This is a genomic window from Burkholderia arboris, assembly GCF_902499125.1.
Lineage (GTDB): Bacteria > Pseudomonadota > Gammaproteobacteria > Burkholderiales > Burkholderiaceae > Burkholderia > Burkholderia arboris.
Map to the genome: position 1 here is coordinate 217,811 of NZ_CABVPX010000004.1, position 14,414 is coordinate 232,224.

At 67.3% G+C, this 14,414-nt stretch carries 13 protein-coding genes; 9 read left to right on the top strand and 4 right to left on the bottom strand.

Features of this window, described 5'->3' with window-relative positions; translation table 11 throughout:
• The first annotated feature begins 4 nt into the window (after positions 1–4).
• The 5 genes from pgaB (at position 5) to BLA15945_RS07070 (ending at position 7,039) form a co-directional block, all read left to right on the top strand.
• On the top strand, positions 5–2,098 hold the full coding sequence (gene pgaB, locus BLA15945_RS07050) for a poly-beta-1,6-N-acetyl-D-glucosamine N-deacetylase PgaB (RefSeq protein ID WP_174991885.1): 2,094 nt from the start codon (positions 5–7) through the stop codon (positions 2,096–2,098).
• On the top strand, positions 2,095–3,366 hold the full coding sequence (gene pgaC, locus BLA15945_RS07055) for a poly-beta-1,6-N-acetyl-D-glucosamine synthase (protein WP_174991886.1): 1,272 nt from the start codon (positions 2,095–2,097) through the stop codon (positions 3,364–3,366). The genes pgaB and pgaC overlap by 4 nt, the downstream gene beginning before the upstream one ends.
• Positions 3,344–3,832, top strand: coding sequence for a hypothetical protein (locus tag BLA15945_RS07060; RefSeq protein WP_059237077.1), 489 nt, complete (start codon positions 3,344–3,346; stop codon positions 3,830–3,832). Before pgaC ends, BLA15945_RS07060 begins: the two co-directional genes overlap by 23 nt.
• A gap of 118 nt (positions 3,833–3,950) precedes the next feature.
• Positions 3,951–5,774 carry a glutamine--fructose-6-phosphate transaminase (isomerizing) gene (gene glmS, locus BLA15945_RS07065; protein ID WP_174991887.1) on the top strand — a complete coding sequence of 608 codons (1,824 nt, stop codon included), beginning with the start codon at positions 3,951–3,953 and terminating at the stop codon, positions 5,772–5,774.
• The gene (locus tag BLA15945_RS07070) at positions 5,771–7,039 is read left to right on the top strand and encodes a hypothetical protein (protein WP_407045091.1); all 1,269 of its coding nucleotides are present in this window, start codon (positions 5,771–5,773) and stop codon (positions 7,037–7,039) included. The genes glmS and BLA15945_RS07070 overlap by 4 nt, the downstream gene beginning before the upstream one ends.
• 29 nt (positions 7,040–7,068) lie before the next feature.
• Here the strand turns inward: BLA15945_RS07070 and BLA15945_RS07075 are convergent, their stop codons facing one another.
• Entirely contained in the window at positions 7,069–7,914 is an 846-nt protein-coding gene (locus BLA15945_RS07075) for a DUF3626 domain-containing protein (protein ID WP_059237080.1), read from the bottom strand.
• Between the two features lie 243 nt (positions 7,915–8,157).
• Between BLA15945_RS07075 and BLA15945_RS07080 the strand changes: the two genes are divergently transcribed.
• Positions 8,158–8,994: a c-type cytochrome gene (locus tag BLA15945_RS07080; protein ID WP_174991888.1), complete on the top strand. Its 837-nt coding sequence runs from the start codon at positions 8,158–8,160 to the stop codon at positions 8,992–8,994.
• Positions 8,995–9,023: 29 nt separating this feature from the next.
• Positions 9,024–9,506: a GNAT family N-acetyltransferase gene (locus BLA15945_RS07085; protein ID WP_059237082.1), complete on the top strand. Its 483-nt coding sequence runs from the start codon at positions 9,024–9,026 to the stop codon at positions 9,504–9,506.
• A gap of 82 nt (positions 9,507–9,588) precedes the next feature.
• Here BLA15945_RS07085 and BLA15945_RS07090 read toward each other — a convergent pair whose 3' ends face one another.
• The 3 genes from BLA15945_RS07090 to BLA15945_RS07100 are packed head-to-tail and all read right to left on the bottom strand — an operon-like array spanning position 9,589 to position 12,549.
• Entirely contained in the window at positions 9,589–10,839 is a 1,251-nt protein-coding gene (locus BLA15945_RS07090; protein WP_059237083.1) for a Zn-dependent hydrolase, read from the bottom strand.
• Positions 10,832–11,356, bottom strand: coding sequence for an L-2-amino-thiazoline-4-carboxylic acid hydrolase (locus tag BLA15945_RS07095; protein WP_174991889.1), 525 nt, complete (start codon positions 11,354–11,356; stop codon positions 10,832–10,834). Before BLA15945_RS07095 ends, BLA15945_RS07090 begins: the two co-directional genes overlap by 8 nt.
• Positions 11,357–11,382: 26 nt before the next feature.
• Entirely contained in the window at positions 11,383–12,549 is a 1,167-nt protein-coding gene (locus BLA15945_RS07100) for a branched-chain amino acid ABC transporter substrate-binding protein (RefSeq protein WP_174991890.1), read from the bottom strand.
• A 178-nt stretch (positions 12,550–12,727) separates the two neighbouring features.
• Between BLA15945_RS07100 and BLA15945_RS07105 the strand changes: the two genes are divergently transcribed.
• Both BLA15945_RS07105 and ahpC read left to right on the top strand, forming a co-directional pair.
• Positions 12,728–13,624 carry a LysR substrate-binding domain-containing protein gene (locus tag BLA15945_RS07105; protein WP_174991891.1) on the top strand — a complete coding sequence of 299 codons (897 nt, stop codon included), beginning with the start codon at positions 12,728–12,730 and terminating at the stop codon, positions 13,622–13,624.
• Positions 13,625–13,776: 152 nt separating this feature from the next.
• Complete coding sequence (gene ahpC / locus BLA15945_RS07110) at positions 13,777–14,340, top strand: alkyl hydroperoxide reductase subunit C (RefSeq protein WP_006488685.1); 564 nt, start codon at positions 13,777–13,779, stop codon at positions 14,338–14,340.
• Positions 14,341–14,414: the final 74 nt, after the last annotated feature.

Sequence of the window (14,414 nt, forward strand, 5' to 3'; positions counted from 1 at the left end):
CGCAATGCAAACCAGACGGACCTTCATGTGCGGATGCCTCGGCACGTTTGCCGCCTGTTCGTTGTTCCCGGGCGTGACGAACGCCAAGATGATCGACCTGCTGCCGCCGTCCGATCCGGCCGACGGCAAGACATTTCGCGTGATCTGCATGCACGATGTGCGCGACAACCTGATGGCGTCGTTTTCGTCGCCGACGGCGATGGTCGATCCGTTCGCGGTCGATACCGGTACGCTGACCGCGATCTTCTCGTGGCTGCAGACCAACAACTACCACACCGTCACGGTCAGGCAGATCGAGGAGTCGCGGCACGGCGGCAGGCCGCTGCCGCCGCGCGCGGTGCTGCTCACGTTCGACGACGGCTTTCGCAGCCACTACACGAAGGTGCTGCCGCTGCTCGAGCGCTTCAAGTATCCGGCCGTGATGGGCATCGTCACCGCGTGGATCGATACGCCACCGGATACGCCGATCCGCATCAGCGACAAGGTCCAGGTGCCGCGCGACTACTTCATGTCGTGGGACGAAGTGAAGCAGCTCGGCCAGTCGCACCTCGTCGAGCTCGGCTGCCACACCCACAACCTCCATCATGGCGCGATCGCGAATCCGCAAGGCAACGAGTTGCCGGCGACCACCTCGCACCTCTACCTGCAGGACCAGAAACGTTATGAAACCGATGCCGAATTCCAGGCGCGCGTGCACGACGACCTGCAGACATGCGTGCGGCAGATCCACGAACACACGGGCATCGTCGCACGCTCGATGGTGTGGCCCTACGGCGCGGAAAACCAGCCGGTGCGCCAGATATCGACGTCGCTCGGCATGGACATCCAGTTCAGCCTCGATGCCGGCCCGAATACGCCGGACGTGCCGCTGGACCGGCTGAGACGGATCCTGATGATGTACGACGTCGATATCGGCGGGTTCGAACGCTCGATGCGCGAGCCGGCGTCCAACCGCGGCGACGTCGACGTGCCGGAGCGCACCGTGCAGGTCGATCTCGACCAGGTCTACGATCCCGATCCCGCGCGCCAGGAAGCGAATCTCGGCAAGCTGATCGAGCGTATCTACCGGATGCAGCCCAAATCGGTGTATCTGCAGGCGTTTGCGGACCCGAAGGGCACCGGCGTGGCCGAATCGGTGTATTTCCCGAACCGGCACCTGCCGATGCGCGCCGACCTGTTCTCGCGCGCCGCGTGGCAGCTCAATACGCGCTCCAACGTGCAGGTGTACGCGTGGATGCCGGTGCTCGCGTTCCGGCCGCCGGCCGACAAGCAGCGCGGGCTCGAGGCCGTCAGCGCATACGGCGGCGCGCCGGCCCGCGAGAGCGGCACGCGCGTGTTCCGGCTGAGCCCGTTCGATCCGGATGCGCGGCTGATGATCCAGCAGATCTACGAGGATCTCAGCAAGCACGCGTCGTTCAGCGGCATCCTGTTCAGCGACGACGCCGTGCTCGACGACTACGAGGATGCGGGCCAGCACGCGCTGCGCACCTATTCGCAATGGGGGCTGCCGGCCGACGTCGGCAAGATCCGCGAGAACCCCGACCTGATGAAGCGCTGGACGCGCGAGAAATCGCGTTATCTGATCGACCTGACCCGGCAGCTCGAGCAGATCGTGCTGGCGCACCAGAACGTCGGCGACGTGCTGACCGCGCGCAACATCTTCGCGCTGCCGGTGCTCAAGCCCGAGTCGGAAGCGTGGTATGCGCAGAACTACGACGATTTCCTCGCCACCTACGACTACGTCGCGCTGATGGCGATGCCGTACATGGAGCAGGCGAAGGATCCCGAAGGCTGGCTGGACCAGCTCGTGCGGGCCGTGCGCGCGAAGCAGCGCGGGCTGCAACGCACCGTGTTCGAACTGCAGTCGTACGACTGGCACGCACACAAGGACGTGCCGGCCAGCACGCTGCTCGCCCAGATGCGACGGCTACGCAGCGAGGGCGCCGTGAACTTCGGGTACTACCCGGACAACTTCCTGAACGGCCAGCCGGAGCTCGACACGATGCGCGACGTGATGTCGCTGAAGTCACGCCTCGACGCCACCTCGATCAACGCGCTGATGCAGATGCAGCAGTCGCACGGAGCAAAGACGCCATGACCACCCACGGCATCATCCAGCGCCTGCAGGATTTCGTCTTCTACTACCCGTTCTTCATGTCGTATCTGTGGATGATCGGCGGCGTCGTGCACTACTTCCTGCTGGAAGAAGGCCGCGAGCTGTCGACACGGACGATCGCGTCGAGCGGCATCCCGAAGATCTCGATCATCGTGCCCTGCTTCAACGAAGCCGCGAACGCGCGCAGCGTGATCAGCCACCTGACCCGGATGCAGTATCCGAACTACGACATCATCGCGGTCAATGACGGCAGCCAGGATCGCACCGGCGAGATCCTCAACGAGCTGGCCGTCGAGATTCCGCGGCTGCTCGTGATCCATCACGCACGTAACGAAGGCAAGGCGGTCGGGCTCACCACCGCGGCCGCGATATCCAACGCGGAGTACCTGCTCTGCATCGACGGCGACGCGCTGCTCGCGCACGATGCGATCGGCTGGATGCTCGAGCACTTCCTGACCGACCCGGGCGTCGGCGCCGTGACCGGCAACCCGCGCATCCGCACGCGCACGTCGCTGCTCGGCCGCATGCAGGTCGGCGAATTCTCGTCGATCGTCGGGCTGATCAAGCGCACGCAGCAGGTGTACGGCCGCATCTTCACGGTGTCGGGCGTCATCACGATGTTCCGCAAGACCGCACTCGCCGACGTCGGCTACTGGAGCTCGGACATGCTGACCGAGGACATCGACATCAGCTGGAAGCTGCAGTGCCGCGACTGGCGCGTCGTGTACGAGCCGCATGCGCTGAGCTGGATCCTGATGCCCGAGACGCTGAAGGGCCTTTACCGGCAGCGGCTGCGCTGGTCGAAAGGCGGCATCCAGGTGCTGATGAAATATGCAGGCACGCTCGCGCGGCCGACGCAGATGATGATGTGGCCGCTGTTCGTCGAATACCTGATCGGCATCGCGTGGGCCTATTCGATGTCGTTCATCCTGCTGCTCGCGCTGGTCGACGTCGTCTACCCGTTGCCGCCGAGCTGGCACGTATCGGTCGTGCCGCACTGGCACGGAATGCTGCTGGTCGCCACCTGCATCCTGCAGCTGATCATCGGCAGCATGATCGATCGTCAGTATGACGAAAAACTCCTGATGTATTTCCTGGACACCATCTGGTATCCCGTTGCTTTCTGGCTGATCAGCATGATCACCACCGTCGTCGCCCTGCCGGCCGTCGTGCTGCGGGGCCGCGGCAAGCGGGCCGTATGGGTCAGCCCCGACCGAGGCATTCAACATGAAGAACGCGCCGATTATTGACCTTTCCCTGCGCACGCCGCGCGAAATGATCGCCGAACGCGGCCGCATCGCCGGCTCCGTGCTGGTCGTCTGGTTCCGCCTCGTGCGGCCGGCGCTGGTCGGAGCCGTGTGGGCGTCGATCTGCATCTATACGTACCGCTACCTGCTGCCGTTCAACCAGGCCGAGATGCCGATCGAACAGATGGTGTTCTACGCGACCGCGATCGCGACCATCGCGGGCACGATCGTCACGTGGCTGATCGCGGGGCGCGTCGTGCATCCGCTCGCCTACCGGCTGCGCGTGTCGAAGATGCTGCGGCGCTCGGCCAGCGCGAAGGTGCGCTCGGTGCCGGCCACCGCGCTGGCCGGCGCCCGCCGGCGTGGCGCGCGACGCACGACACGCATTCTCGTCGCGTCGCACGACGCGAACGGCTCCATTTCCGGCATCGAATGGGTCGCCCACGCGGGGCCGCAGCCCCGCGAGTAAGTCAGCGGAGACGCGCCGCCGCGCACGGGACGCCATCCGTGCGGCGCGGCGCCGCTCCTGACGCCGCGCTGCCATGCATCGCCGGCAGGCCGGCAACTTCTTCTGGACGAGGTGAATCATGTGCGGAATCGTCGGAGCAAGCGGCCTGAACAATCAGGTGCCGCAACTGGTCAATGCGTTGAGCCGGCTCGAATATCGCGGCTACGATTCGTGCGGCATCGCCGTGCAGGGCGACGGCCGTCTGCGCAGCGAACGCACGTTGCGGCGCGTGACGGACCTGCAGGCGCGCGTGCTGACGCTCGGCCTGGAAGCGCAGACCTGCATCGCGCATACCCGCTGGGCGACGCATGGCGCACCTTCGGAAACGAACGCGCATCCGATCATGTCCGGCGACACGATCGCGGTCGTGCACAACGGGATCATCGAGAATCACGACGCGCTGCGCGTCGAGCTGCGTGAACGCGGCTACACGTTTCGCGGCCAGACCGACACCGAGGTGATCGCGCACCTGATCCACAGCGTCTATCGCGACGACCTGTTCGACGCGGTCGTGCGCGCCGTCAAACGGCTGCACGGCGCGTATGCGATCGCGGTGCTGAGCGCACGCGAGCCGCAACGCCTCGTCGCCGCGCGCGCCGGCTCGCCGCTCGTGATCGGCATCGGCGCCGATCAGAACTACCTCGCGTCGGACTGCGCGGCGCTCGGCGACCTGACCGACCGTTTCGTCTACCTCGAAGACGGCGATGTCGCGCTGATCACGCCGGACCGCATCGCCGTGGTCGACTCGGGCGGGCATGAAGCCCGGCGCCCGCTCTGTGAAGTGAAGGCGCGCGAAGGCGACGCCGCGCTCGGTCCGTACCAGCACTTCATGCAGAAGGAAATCTTCGAGCAGCCGAAGGCGATCGACAGCACGCTCGACGGCATCGACACGATCTCGCCGGCGCTGTTCGATGCGACCGACGGCGCGCGCGCGCTGTTGTCGAGAGTCAGGAGCGTGCTGCTGCTCGGCTGCGGCACCAGCTACTACGCGGGCCTGACCGCGAAATACTGGCTGGAGAGCATCGCCGGCATTCCCGCGCAGGTCGAGATCGCCAGCGAATTCCGCTACCGCGACACGGTGGCCGATCCGCGCACGCTCGTCGTCGGCATCTCGCAGTCGGGCGAAACGGCCGACACGATCGGCGCGCTCGAACAGGCGCGCGCGATGGGTCAGGCGCTGTCGATGGCGATCTGCAACGTCGCGACCAGCACGATCGCGCGCAACGCGCCGCTGCGGTTTCTCACGCGAGCCGGTATCGAGCTCGGCGTCGCGTCGACCAAGGCGTTCACGACGCAGCTCGTCGCGCTGTTCGTGCTGACGCTGACGCTGGCGCAACAGCGCGGCCGGCTCGACGCGGCGCACGTCGCGATGCACCTGAAGCAGTTGCGTGCGCTGTCCGGCCGCATCAGCCACGCACTTGCGCTGGAAACGCAGATCATGGGCTGGGCCGCGAAGTTCGCGCACACCGAGAACGCGCTGTTCCTCGGGCGCGGCATCCATTTCCCGATCGCGATGGAAGGCGCGCTGAAGCTCAAGGAAGTGTCGTACATCCACGCGGAAGGCTATGCGGCCGGCGAGCTGAAGCACGGCCCGCTCGCACTCGTCACGAGCGCGATGCCGGTCGTCACGATCGCGCCGGACGACCGCCTGTTCCAGAAGCTGAAGTCCAACATGGCCGAGGTTCGCGCGCGCGGCGGCCGGCTCTACGTGCTGGCCGGCAACCAGCTCGAAATCGACGCCGACCGCGACACGCACCTGATCCGCGTACGCGAGTCGGGCGACCTGCTGTCGCCGATCGTCAACGTGATCCCGCTGCAGCTGCTCGCCTATCACGTCGGCTGCGCGCGCGGCGCCGACGTCGACAAGCCGCGCAACCTCGCGAAATCGGTGACCGTCGAATGACGCGGCGAATGCGCCCGGCGCGGGCGGCCGTGAAGCGCGTCGCGGCCGCGCTCTGCGGCGCGTGCTGCATCGGCGCGGTGCCGCTGTTCGCGCTCGCGGTCGCGCCGGCCGTGCATACGGTCGCCGTGCCGGCGGCGTCGACGCCGCAGGAAACCGGCGACCCGCGCCGCTTCATGCACGGCATCGGCGTGGCCGATGCCGGCAACGGCAAGCGCTGGGTGTTCTTCAGCAGTTCGGGCATCGTGCCGCGCGGCGCGCTGCGCAACGGCAACTGGCCGCATGACGTGTACGTCGGCGAATGGCTGCCGGGCAAGCCGCGCCTGCTGCATGTCCGCACGTTCATCAGCCGCCCCGAGGCACAGGAACCGGTATCGATCGCGCAGAACGCGCGCGGCGACATCTTCGTCACGTTCGAGGACGGCTGGAACGCACCGCAGGAAGTCAGCCAGCGCTATGGCGTCTATCGACGCGACCTGAAGCCCGTCAAGCCCTACCCGAACGACGTCGAGCCGGGCGGCCATTCGGGCCATGTCGCAACGGTCGGCGAACGCTTCGTCGTGTTCTATTCGGCCGACTGGGTCAACGGCGGCGGCGTCGACAATCTCGGCACCGGCAACGGCGTCTACCTGAAAACCTACGACGCGGCCGGACGTGTGCTGAACCACGTGGCGGTCGCGCCGCACCGCCGCGAGTGGTGGCCCGTGATCGCGGGCTCGCCGCGCACCGCGTTGCTCGTCTGGCAGAAATTCATCGAAGGCAGCACCGACGCGACGCTCGAGTACGCGACGTTCGATCCCGTCACGGCCAGGCTGGACCTGCTCGGGACGCTGAACGACAGGATCCGGTACTACGTGTACTCGTCGGCCTATGTGCCGGAAATCGATCGCTTCATCGTCGTCACGACGACAGCGGACGATCGCGGCGTCGCGATCCTGATCGCCCCGGACGGCCGCCGCACGGCGACGCTCGATTGCCTGCCGGCGTCGGTGCGCGAAGCCGGCATCGGGGTCTCCGGCACGCATGCGTACGTACCGACCCGCGACGGGCGGCTGCTGACGCTGGCGCTTGGGGCCTCGGACATTTCGGTAAGTGGCATGCAGCGTTCGCCGATTCCGTGGGGCTCGACCGGTATCGCCGGGTTCCCGGCGCGCGGCACGGCGATGCATTTCGTGTCGCTGACGCCGTCGGGCACGCGCGAAGCCGATTTCGAAGCGGAGCGCGACACGCCGATGCCGAACGGCGAAGTGCCTTGTTCGAGTCATTGACGCCGCATGACCCGCCCGGTTGAAGCCGTTCAGCCGGCGATCCCGCTACCCTGGCCGAACCGCGCCACGCAATGCCACACCCACTTGGCCGTCTGGTAGTCGAGCACGCCGTCGCGCGCGCGGCCGAGCACGGCCGGCGTCACGACGCGGTCGACGGCAATCTGCGCGATGGCATCGGCCGCCGCCGGCCCGCGGAACTGCTCGCACTCGGCAAGCCGATCCAGCGACAGCCGGAAACCGCCGTGCCACTCGACCCGGCAGCCCGACCGCCCCGCCGCCGCCTCGACCGGCGTATCGCGATAGCTCGGATCGAGCACGATCGCGTCGACATCGTCGCCGAGACTGACCGCACCGTGGACCTGCGCCTCGATGTAGTTGTCGAGCAGCGCATCGAGCCCGTCGCGGTTTTCAGCCGCGAGCGGGATCAGCGCCGTGCAGTCCTGGATCGCGAAATGCGCGGGCTGGTAATGGCTATCCGGATAGCAGAAGGTCGTTCGCCGGTGCACGTCGTTGCGCAGACGCAAATGACAGGATCCAAAGCGTCTCGATCCGCCAACCGGATCGAGCCGATGATTCAGCGCACCGTACTTGGGCCGCAGTGCGGGATCGGCATCATCGTATGCCCGCCCGAACATCCTGCTTTCCCATTGCCAGCGATCGCCGCCGGGATACGCGGTCAGGCCGCCATTGCTCGTCGCCGTTTCGAACTGCGACCGGTACATGCCGTCGCGGACAATCCGCTCGAGCGTGCCGATGCCGGCGGCCAGCGTATCCGGATGAAAATTGAGCGTAACGGGGAAGGCAGGGCCCAGCCGCTCCGGCGGCGGCCAGGATCGTCGGATATGGGCGAGCGCCCGGTCTGCGGCAGTGTCCATGCGTGGTGTCCGGTAGCGTCGAACGTTGCCGACGGTATCGTGGCGTTGCCGGCCCGGCGCCGGGGCGGATGGCCGCGTCGGGCACGTGCCGAAGCACGATACTACCGCGCACGTGCTCCGATCGCCCCTCCGTCGCAGAATTCGCCAGCGCCGCGCGTAGCGGATAGACTGTCGCCCGATTCCTTCCATCGGCCGCGGCGCCCGCCTCCTGCCGCCGCCGGAACGCCCTTCCCAGGAGAACGAATGCTGAAGCGCCAGTGGTTTTCGCTCGTGCTGCTGATGGTCTGCCTGATCGGACAACGCGCGTCGGCCCAGTCCACGCTCGAACTCGAAACCGACGGCACGGCCCGCACCCTCACCCGGCAGACGCTGCTCGCGCGCCCCGACGCCACGGACATCCACGTGCCGCGCGACATCGCGTATGGCCGGCCGATGACGTTCCGCGCGGTGCCGTTCGCCGCGCTGCTCGGCGATACGCCGCTGCCGGCCGACGGCGTGCTCGAAACCCGCGCGGCCGACGGCTTCGCCGCGCAACTGCCGATGGATCTCGTGCGCCGCCAGGCACCGTCCCGCGCCGTCCCGTGGCTCGCGATCGAGGATCCGGCCCATCCGTGGCCGAAGCTGCCCGGCAAGCAGGTCAGCGCCGGGCCGTTCTACCTCGTGTGGCTCGGGCCGGATGCGTCGTCGGTGCGCGGCGAGCAGTGGCCGTACCAGATCGTGCGCGTGACGATCGAATCGTCGCCGCTCGCGCGCTGGCCGTCGCTCGCCGTCGATGCCGCATTGCCCGCCAACGATCCGGCCCGCGCGGGACAGCGGCTGTTCGTCACGCAATGTCTCGCGTGCCACCGGCTCGACGGCGCGGGCAGCAGCCACGCCGGCCCCGACCTGAACGCGCCGATGAATCCGGTCGACTACTTCCAGCCGGCCGCGCTGCGCCGCTATATCCGCAACCCGGCATCGGTGCGCGACTGGCCGGGCCGCAGCATGCCGGCGTTTCCGCCCGACCAGTTGAGCGACCGCGAACTCGACCAGATCGTCGCGTATCTCGCGGATAGGGCAAAGCGCAAGGCCGGCAAGTAACGGGCAGCCGGATCATCCAGGGGACGTCGATGACGCCACGCGACACGCTGTTCACCATCGCACCGATCGACGCCGTGCAGACGCACCCGCTCAGGGCGACGATCCTGCTGAACGGCGACCTGACCGCGTGCGAACTGGCGGGAGACCATGCGCCGACGACGCTGCACGTCGGCGTGCGCGACGGCCGGTCGAGCATCGTGGCAGTCGCATCGCTCTGCGAGGAGCCGCGCGACGACGACCCTGCGCGGCCGGCGTGGCGGCTGCGCGGGATGGCCGTCCACCCTGCCGTGCGCGGCATGGGATTCGGGCGTGTGTTGGTGCAGGTTTGCGTGCGGCACGCGGAACAACGCGGCGCCGCGCTCGTCTGGTGTACGGCGCGCGAAGCGGCGTACCGGTTCTACGAACAGCTCGGGTTTGCGGCCGATGGCGCGTTGATGACGATGCCGGGCCGCACCGATACGGCGTTCCATGTGATGCGCCGTTACATCGATCGGCGTTTGCCGTCAGCCTGACGCCACCCGCGCGCGGCGCCGCGCCGGAAGGATGCACGTTCAGCCCGGCGAACCCCTTCCCGCCGGGCCGCGCGCATCACCCTCAGGCTTCCTGCGCGCTCTGCAGCACCGCACGCAACAGTACGTCGGCCCCCGCCGCAGCCCATTCGGGCGTAATCGCTTCGGCTTCGTTGTGGCTCAGCCCGTCGACGCACGGCACGAAGATCATCCCGGTCGGCGCAACCCGCGCGACATAGCACGCGTCATGGCCCGCGCCGGACACGATATCCATGTGCGACAGCCCGAGCACCTCGGCCGCATCACGCACCGTGTCGATGCAGCGCGGCGCGAACGGGATCGGCGCATACGTGAAGATCTGCTCGATCTGCGCGCCGAGCCCGGTTTCGTCGGCCACGCGTGCAAGCTCCGCACGCAGCACCGCATCCAGTTCGTCGAGTACCGCATCGTCGGGGTGACGGAATTCGACCGTGAAGAAACAGCCGCCCGGCACCGTGTTGCGCGAATTCGGCCGCGCCTCGATCATCCCGACCGTTGCGCGCGCATACGGTGCGTAACGGCGGCCGAGCACTTCGATGAACGAGATCATCCGCGCGGCACCGACCAGCGCATCGCGACGGACCTCCATCGGCGTCGTGCCCGCATGCGCGTCGACGCCGGTCAGCGTCACTTCGTACCAGCGCTGCCCCTGCCCGGCCGTCACGACGCCGATCGTCTTGCCGGCCCGTTCGAGAATCGGGCCCTGCTCGATATGCAGTTCATACGCCGCGTGCACCGGATAGCCGCCGACGGGTTCGGCGCCCGCGTAGCCGATCCGTTCGAGTTCCTCGCCGATCGTCCTGCCCGCGCCGTCGGTACGCGACAGCCCGTATTCGAGCGTATAGACGCCCGAGAACACGCCGGCCGACACCATCGCCGGTGCGAAGCGCGAGCCTTCCTCGTTGGTCCAGATCACGACGTCGACCGGACGCTCGGTCTCGATACCCGCATCGTTCAGCGCGCGCACGACTTCCAGCCCGCCGAGCACGCCGTAGATGCCGTCGTAGCGGCCGCCGGTCGGCTGCGAATCGGCGTGCGAGCCCGTCATCACCGGCGCGGCATCGGGGTTGCGGCCCGCGCGGCGCGCGAACACGTTGCCCATCCGGTCGACGCGCACCGTGCAGCCGGCGTCGCGCGCCCATTGCACGAACAGGTCGCGCGATTCGCGATCGAGATCGGTCAGCGCGAGGCGGCAGACGCCGCCCTTCGGCGTCGCGCCGATCTGCGCCATCCGCTCGAGCGACGTCCACAGACGGTCGCCGTCGACACGCGGCGCATTCACGGTGTCGTCACGCATCGCCGTTCTCCGGCGCGCTTTGCCGTGCGTAGCGGAAGTCGCAGCGCTTGCCGCCCTGCATGATCGTGCTCGTGCGCGTGAGCGCGATGTCGGGCGCATAGCCCTGGATGAAATAGCTGTCGCGCGCGCAGCTCAGCAGGTGCCCGATCTCGCCGAGCCCCATTGCGTGATACATCTCCGCGTAGCTGCAGCGATGCACGTCGTAGTCGTAGTGCGCGTCGTCCGCACGCCGCACCTCGACATCGAGCGCATCGTCCTTCTCCCACAGCACCTGCAGCGCGATGAACGACTGCACGCTCGTGCCGCCAGGCTCCTGCGCGGCGAACGTGCGGCCCGCGTCGACGGCCGCGCCGCGCACGGCTTCCGCGATCACGCCCTGCGCGCGCTCGGCGCCGAACTCGCGCTTCATGATTTCGTAGATCGGCTTGATGATTTCCGCTTCGATGCGGCGCCGCGCGAGGATCCCGAGGCGCGTGTCCTCGGGTGCGGCGGCGGATGTCTGGGTCGCTTCGGTCATGGGGATCGTCTTCGTTGTCCGGTTGCTTACTTGACTGCGGTGCGCGCGCCGCCGAGCACATCGACGACGGTCCACTTGCCGCCGCGCACCTGGTAGATCGTGAAAGCCGGGTCCTTCAGGTTGCCTTCGGCGTCGAACGCGATGCGCCCCGTCACGCCTGGCCGCTCGATCGCGCGCACCGCCGCGACCAGCTTCGCCGGCTGTGTCGTGCCGGCCTTCTGCGCGGCCGCGATCAGCGTGGCGGCCGCGTCGTACGCGAACGGCGCATGCAGTTCGATCGGCGCACGGAAGCGTGCCTGGTATTGCGTGTCGAACGCCTTGCCGCCCGGCATCCGGTCGAGCGGCAGGCCCGGCTCGAGCGCCGTCACGCCGTCGCCGTCCTTGCCCGCGAGCGACAGGAAGGTCTGGCTCACGAAGCCGCCCGCGCCGAGCAGCGGCGCGTTCACGCCGAGCTGGCGCATCCGGCGCGAGATCGGCGCGGCCTGTGCGTCGAGGCCGCCGAAGAACACGAGATCCGCGCGCTTGCCCTTGATCGCGGTCAGCACGCCGCTGAAGTCGGTCGACTTGTCGTTCACGTACTGACGATCGACGATCGTGCCGTCGTTCGCCTGCACGCCCTTGATGAACTGCTCGGCCAGCCCCGCGCCGAACGACGTGCGATCGTCGATCACCGCGATGCGCTTCGCCTTCAGCGTCTTCACCGCGTACGCGCCGGTGAAATTGCCGCCTGCGTCGTCGTGACCCATGATGCGGAACGCTGTCGCGTAGCCCTGCTGCGTGTATTGATGGCCGGTGGACGCCGGCGCAATCTGCGGGATGCCCGCATCGCGGTACACGCGCGACGCCGGCACGCTGCAGCCCGTGTTCCAGTGACCGACGACGCCGATCACGTGCTGGTCGACGAGTTGCTGTGCGACCGCGACGGCCGTGCGCGGATCGGACTGGTCGTCGGCTGCGACGAGCTTGTAGACGACCGGCTTGCCGCCGATGGCCGGATGTTTCGCGTTCGCGTCGTCGATCGCGAGTTGCGCGCCGTTCTGCAGATCCTTGCCGATCCGCGCGGACGGGCCGGTAAGCGGCGCGGCGAGACCGATCAGGATCGTCTGCGGCGCGGATTGCGCGAACGCGGGAACGGAAGCGACCAGGGCGGCCGCCGAGCATGCGAGGCTGGCGTGGAGAAATGCGATTTTCATGTGCGAGGGATCGGTGAATCGGATCAAAACATGAAAAATATTAAATATTCATCACCCAAACCCCAAATACCCAATTGTTGGATGCTTATGCCGTTCTCGGCACATTAAAGCACAACCCTGTAAACAAAGGATATTTTCATGTTGTCGCTTTCCCTGACTTTTCGATAAAATTCGACACATGAAAAATATCGAACAATTGCCGCACGATCCGCCGCTGCGCGCGGTACGTGCGTTCGAAGCGTTTGCGCGTCTCGGATCGGTCACCGCGGCGGCGGGCGAACTCGACATCACGCCGTCGGCGGTCAGTCATCAGCTGCAACTGCTGGAAGCATTCATCCAGACGCCGCTGACGGTGCGCGAGGGTCGGCTGCTCGCGCTCACCGACGAAGGGCGCGACTACTACCGGTCGATCAGCGCCGCGTTCTCGGTGCTGCGCAGCGCGACGCGCTTCGTACGCGACCGTTCGTCGCTGCGGCAGATCACCGTCAGCCTGATTCCGCTGCTCGGCATCGGCTGGTTCATTCCCCGGCTGCACGCGTTCCTCGCGGACAACACGGACGTCGACGTGACGGTGCTGTACGCACATCACCGCAACTACCGAAGCGATGCGTCGGACCTGTCGATCCGCTTCGGCACCGGCGACTGGCCCGGCTACCGCTGCGAGCGGCTGCTGCCGGGCGCGATGGTGCCGATGTGCAGCCCGTCGTTCCTGAAGCGCCACGGGCCGTTCCGCACGCCGGCCGATCTCGCGCGTGCGCCGCTCGTGCACGACGAGGACCGCAGCACGTGGGTCAACTGGCTGCAGGGCGCCGGCGTGCGGCATATGTCACACGCGGTGGGACCGATGTTCGAGGATGGGCAGCTCACGCTGAGCGCCGCGCGTGCGGATCTCGGCGCGGCGCTGCTGCGTGCGCCGCTGGTCGAGCGCGAGCTGGCGAACGGCGAACTGGTGAAGCTGTTCGATCACGCGCTCGACGACGGGCGCGATTACTACCTGTGCACGCGCGAAGACGCGGATATGCCGGACGGGGCTCGGCGGCTGGCGGCGTGGCTGAGGAAGATGGCGGGGATTTGAGCGGAGGCATCCCGCCAGCTCCACGCAATCAAGGGCCGGAAGCAGATAGAAAATCCCGATGCCCCGGATTGAAACAAGCAATTTCCCAAACTCAGGGTGAACCCGGATACTGGCAACACTCCACTCACCACTGACGAAAAGGAATTCTCCAGATGCCGATCATCAACACCCAAATCAAGCCGTTCAAGGCAACCGCTTACCACAACGGCGATTTCGTGCCCGTCTCGGAAGAGAACTTCAAGGGCAAGTGGTCCGTCGTCGTGTTCTACCCGGCCGACTTCACGTTCGTCTGCCCGACCGAGCTGGGCGACCTCGCCGACCGTTACGCGGAATTCCAGAAGCTGGGTGTCGAAATCTACGGCGTGTCGACCGACACGCACTTCACGCACAAGGCATGGCACGACACGTCGGACACGATCGGCAAGATCAAGTACCCGATGATCGGCGACCCGACGCTCACGCTGTCGCGCAACTTCGACGTGCTGATCGAGGAAGAAGGGATGGCCCTGCGCGGCACGTTCGTGATCAACCCGGAAGGCGAGATCAAGCTGTGCGAAATCCACGACAACGGCATCGGCCGCGACGCAGGCGAACTGCTGCGCAAGGTGCAGGCTGCGCAATACATCGCGGCGCACCCGGGTGAAGTGTGCCCGGCCAAGTGGACGCCGGGTGCGGAAACGCTGACCCCGTCGCTCGACCTGATCGGCAAGATCTGACGATCGCGCCGCGCGCCTCGCACGAGGCGCGCGACGGCGGGCCGCCGCAGCGCGGCCCGCCCCCTCCTCCGGCA

Bases quoted from the DNA above. Each gene is read 5' to 3' on its own strand.
- pgaB (WP_174991885.1), top strand. From the start codon at position 5: ATGCAAACCAGACGGACCTTCATGTGCGGATGCCTCGGCACGTTTGCC.
- pgaC (WP_174991886.1), top strand. From the start codon at position 2,095: ATGACCACCCACGGCATCATCCAGCGCCTGCAGGATTTCGTCTTCTAC.
- BLA15945_RS07060 (WP_059237077.1), top strand. From the start codon at position 3,344: ATGAAGAACGCGCCGATTATTGACCTTTCCCTGCGCACGCCGCGCGAA.
- glmS (WP_174991887.1), top strand. From the start codon at position 3,951: ATGTGCGGAATCGTCGGAGCAAGCGGCCTGAACAATCAGGTGCCGCAA.
- BLA15945_RS07070 (WP_407045091.1), top strand. From the start codon at position 5,771: ATGACGCGGCGAATGCGCCCGGCGCGGGCGGCCGTGAAGCGCGTCGCG.
- BLA15945_RS07075 (WP_059237080.1), bottom strand. From the start codon at position 7,914: ATGGACACTGCCGCAGACCGGGCGCTCGCCCATATCCGACGATCCTGG.
- BLA15945_RS07080 (WP_174991888.1), top strand. From the start codon at position 8,158: ATGCTGAAGCGCCAGTGGTTTTCGCTCGTGCTGCTGATGGTCTGCCTG.
- BLA15945_RS07085 (WP_059237082.1), top strand. From the start codon at position 9,024: ATGACGCCACGCGACACGCTGTTCACCATCGCACCGATCGACGCCGTG.
- BLA15945_RS07090 (WP_059237083.1), bottom strand. From the start codon at position 10,839: ATGCGTGACGACACCGTGAATGCGCCGCGTGTCGACGGCGACCGTCTG.
- BLA15945_RS07095 (WP_174991889.1), bottom strand. From the start codon at position 11,356: ATGACCGAAGCGACCCAGACATCCGCCGCCGCACCCGAGGACACGCGC.
- BLA15945_RS07100 (WP_174991890.1), bottom strand. From the start codon at position 12,549: ATGAAAATCGCATTTCTCCACGCCAGCCTCGCATGCTCGGCGGCCGCC.
- BLA15945_RS07105 (WP_174991891.1), top strand. From the start codon at position 12,728: ATGAAAAATATCGAACAATTGCCGCACGATCCGCCGCTGCGCGCGGTA.
- ahpC (WP_006488685.1), top strand. From the start codon at position 13,777: ATGCCGATCATCAACACCCAAATCAAGCCGTTCAAGGCAACCGCTTAC.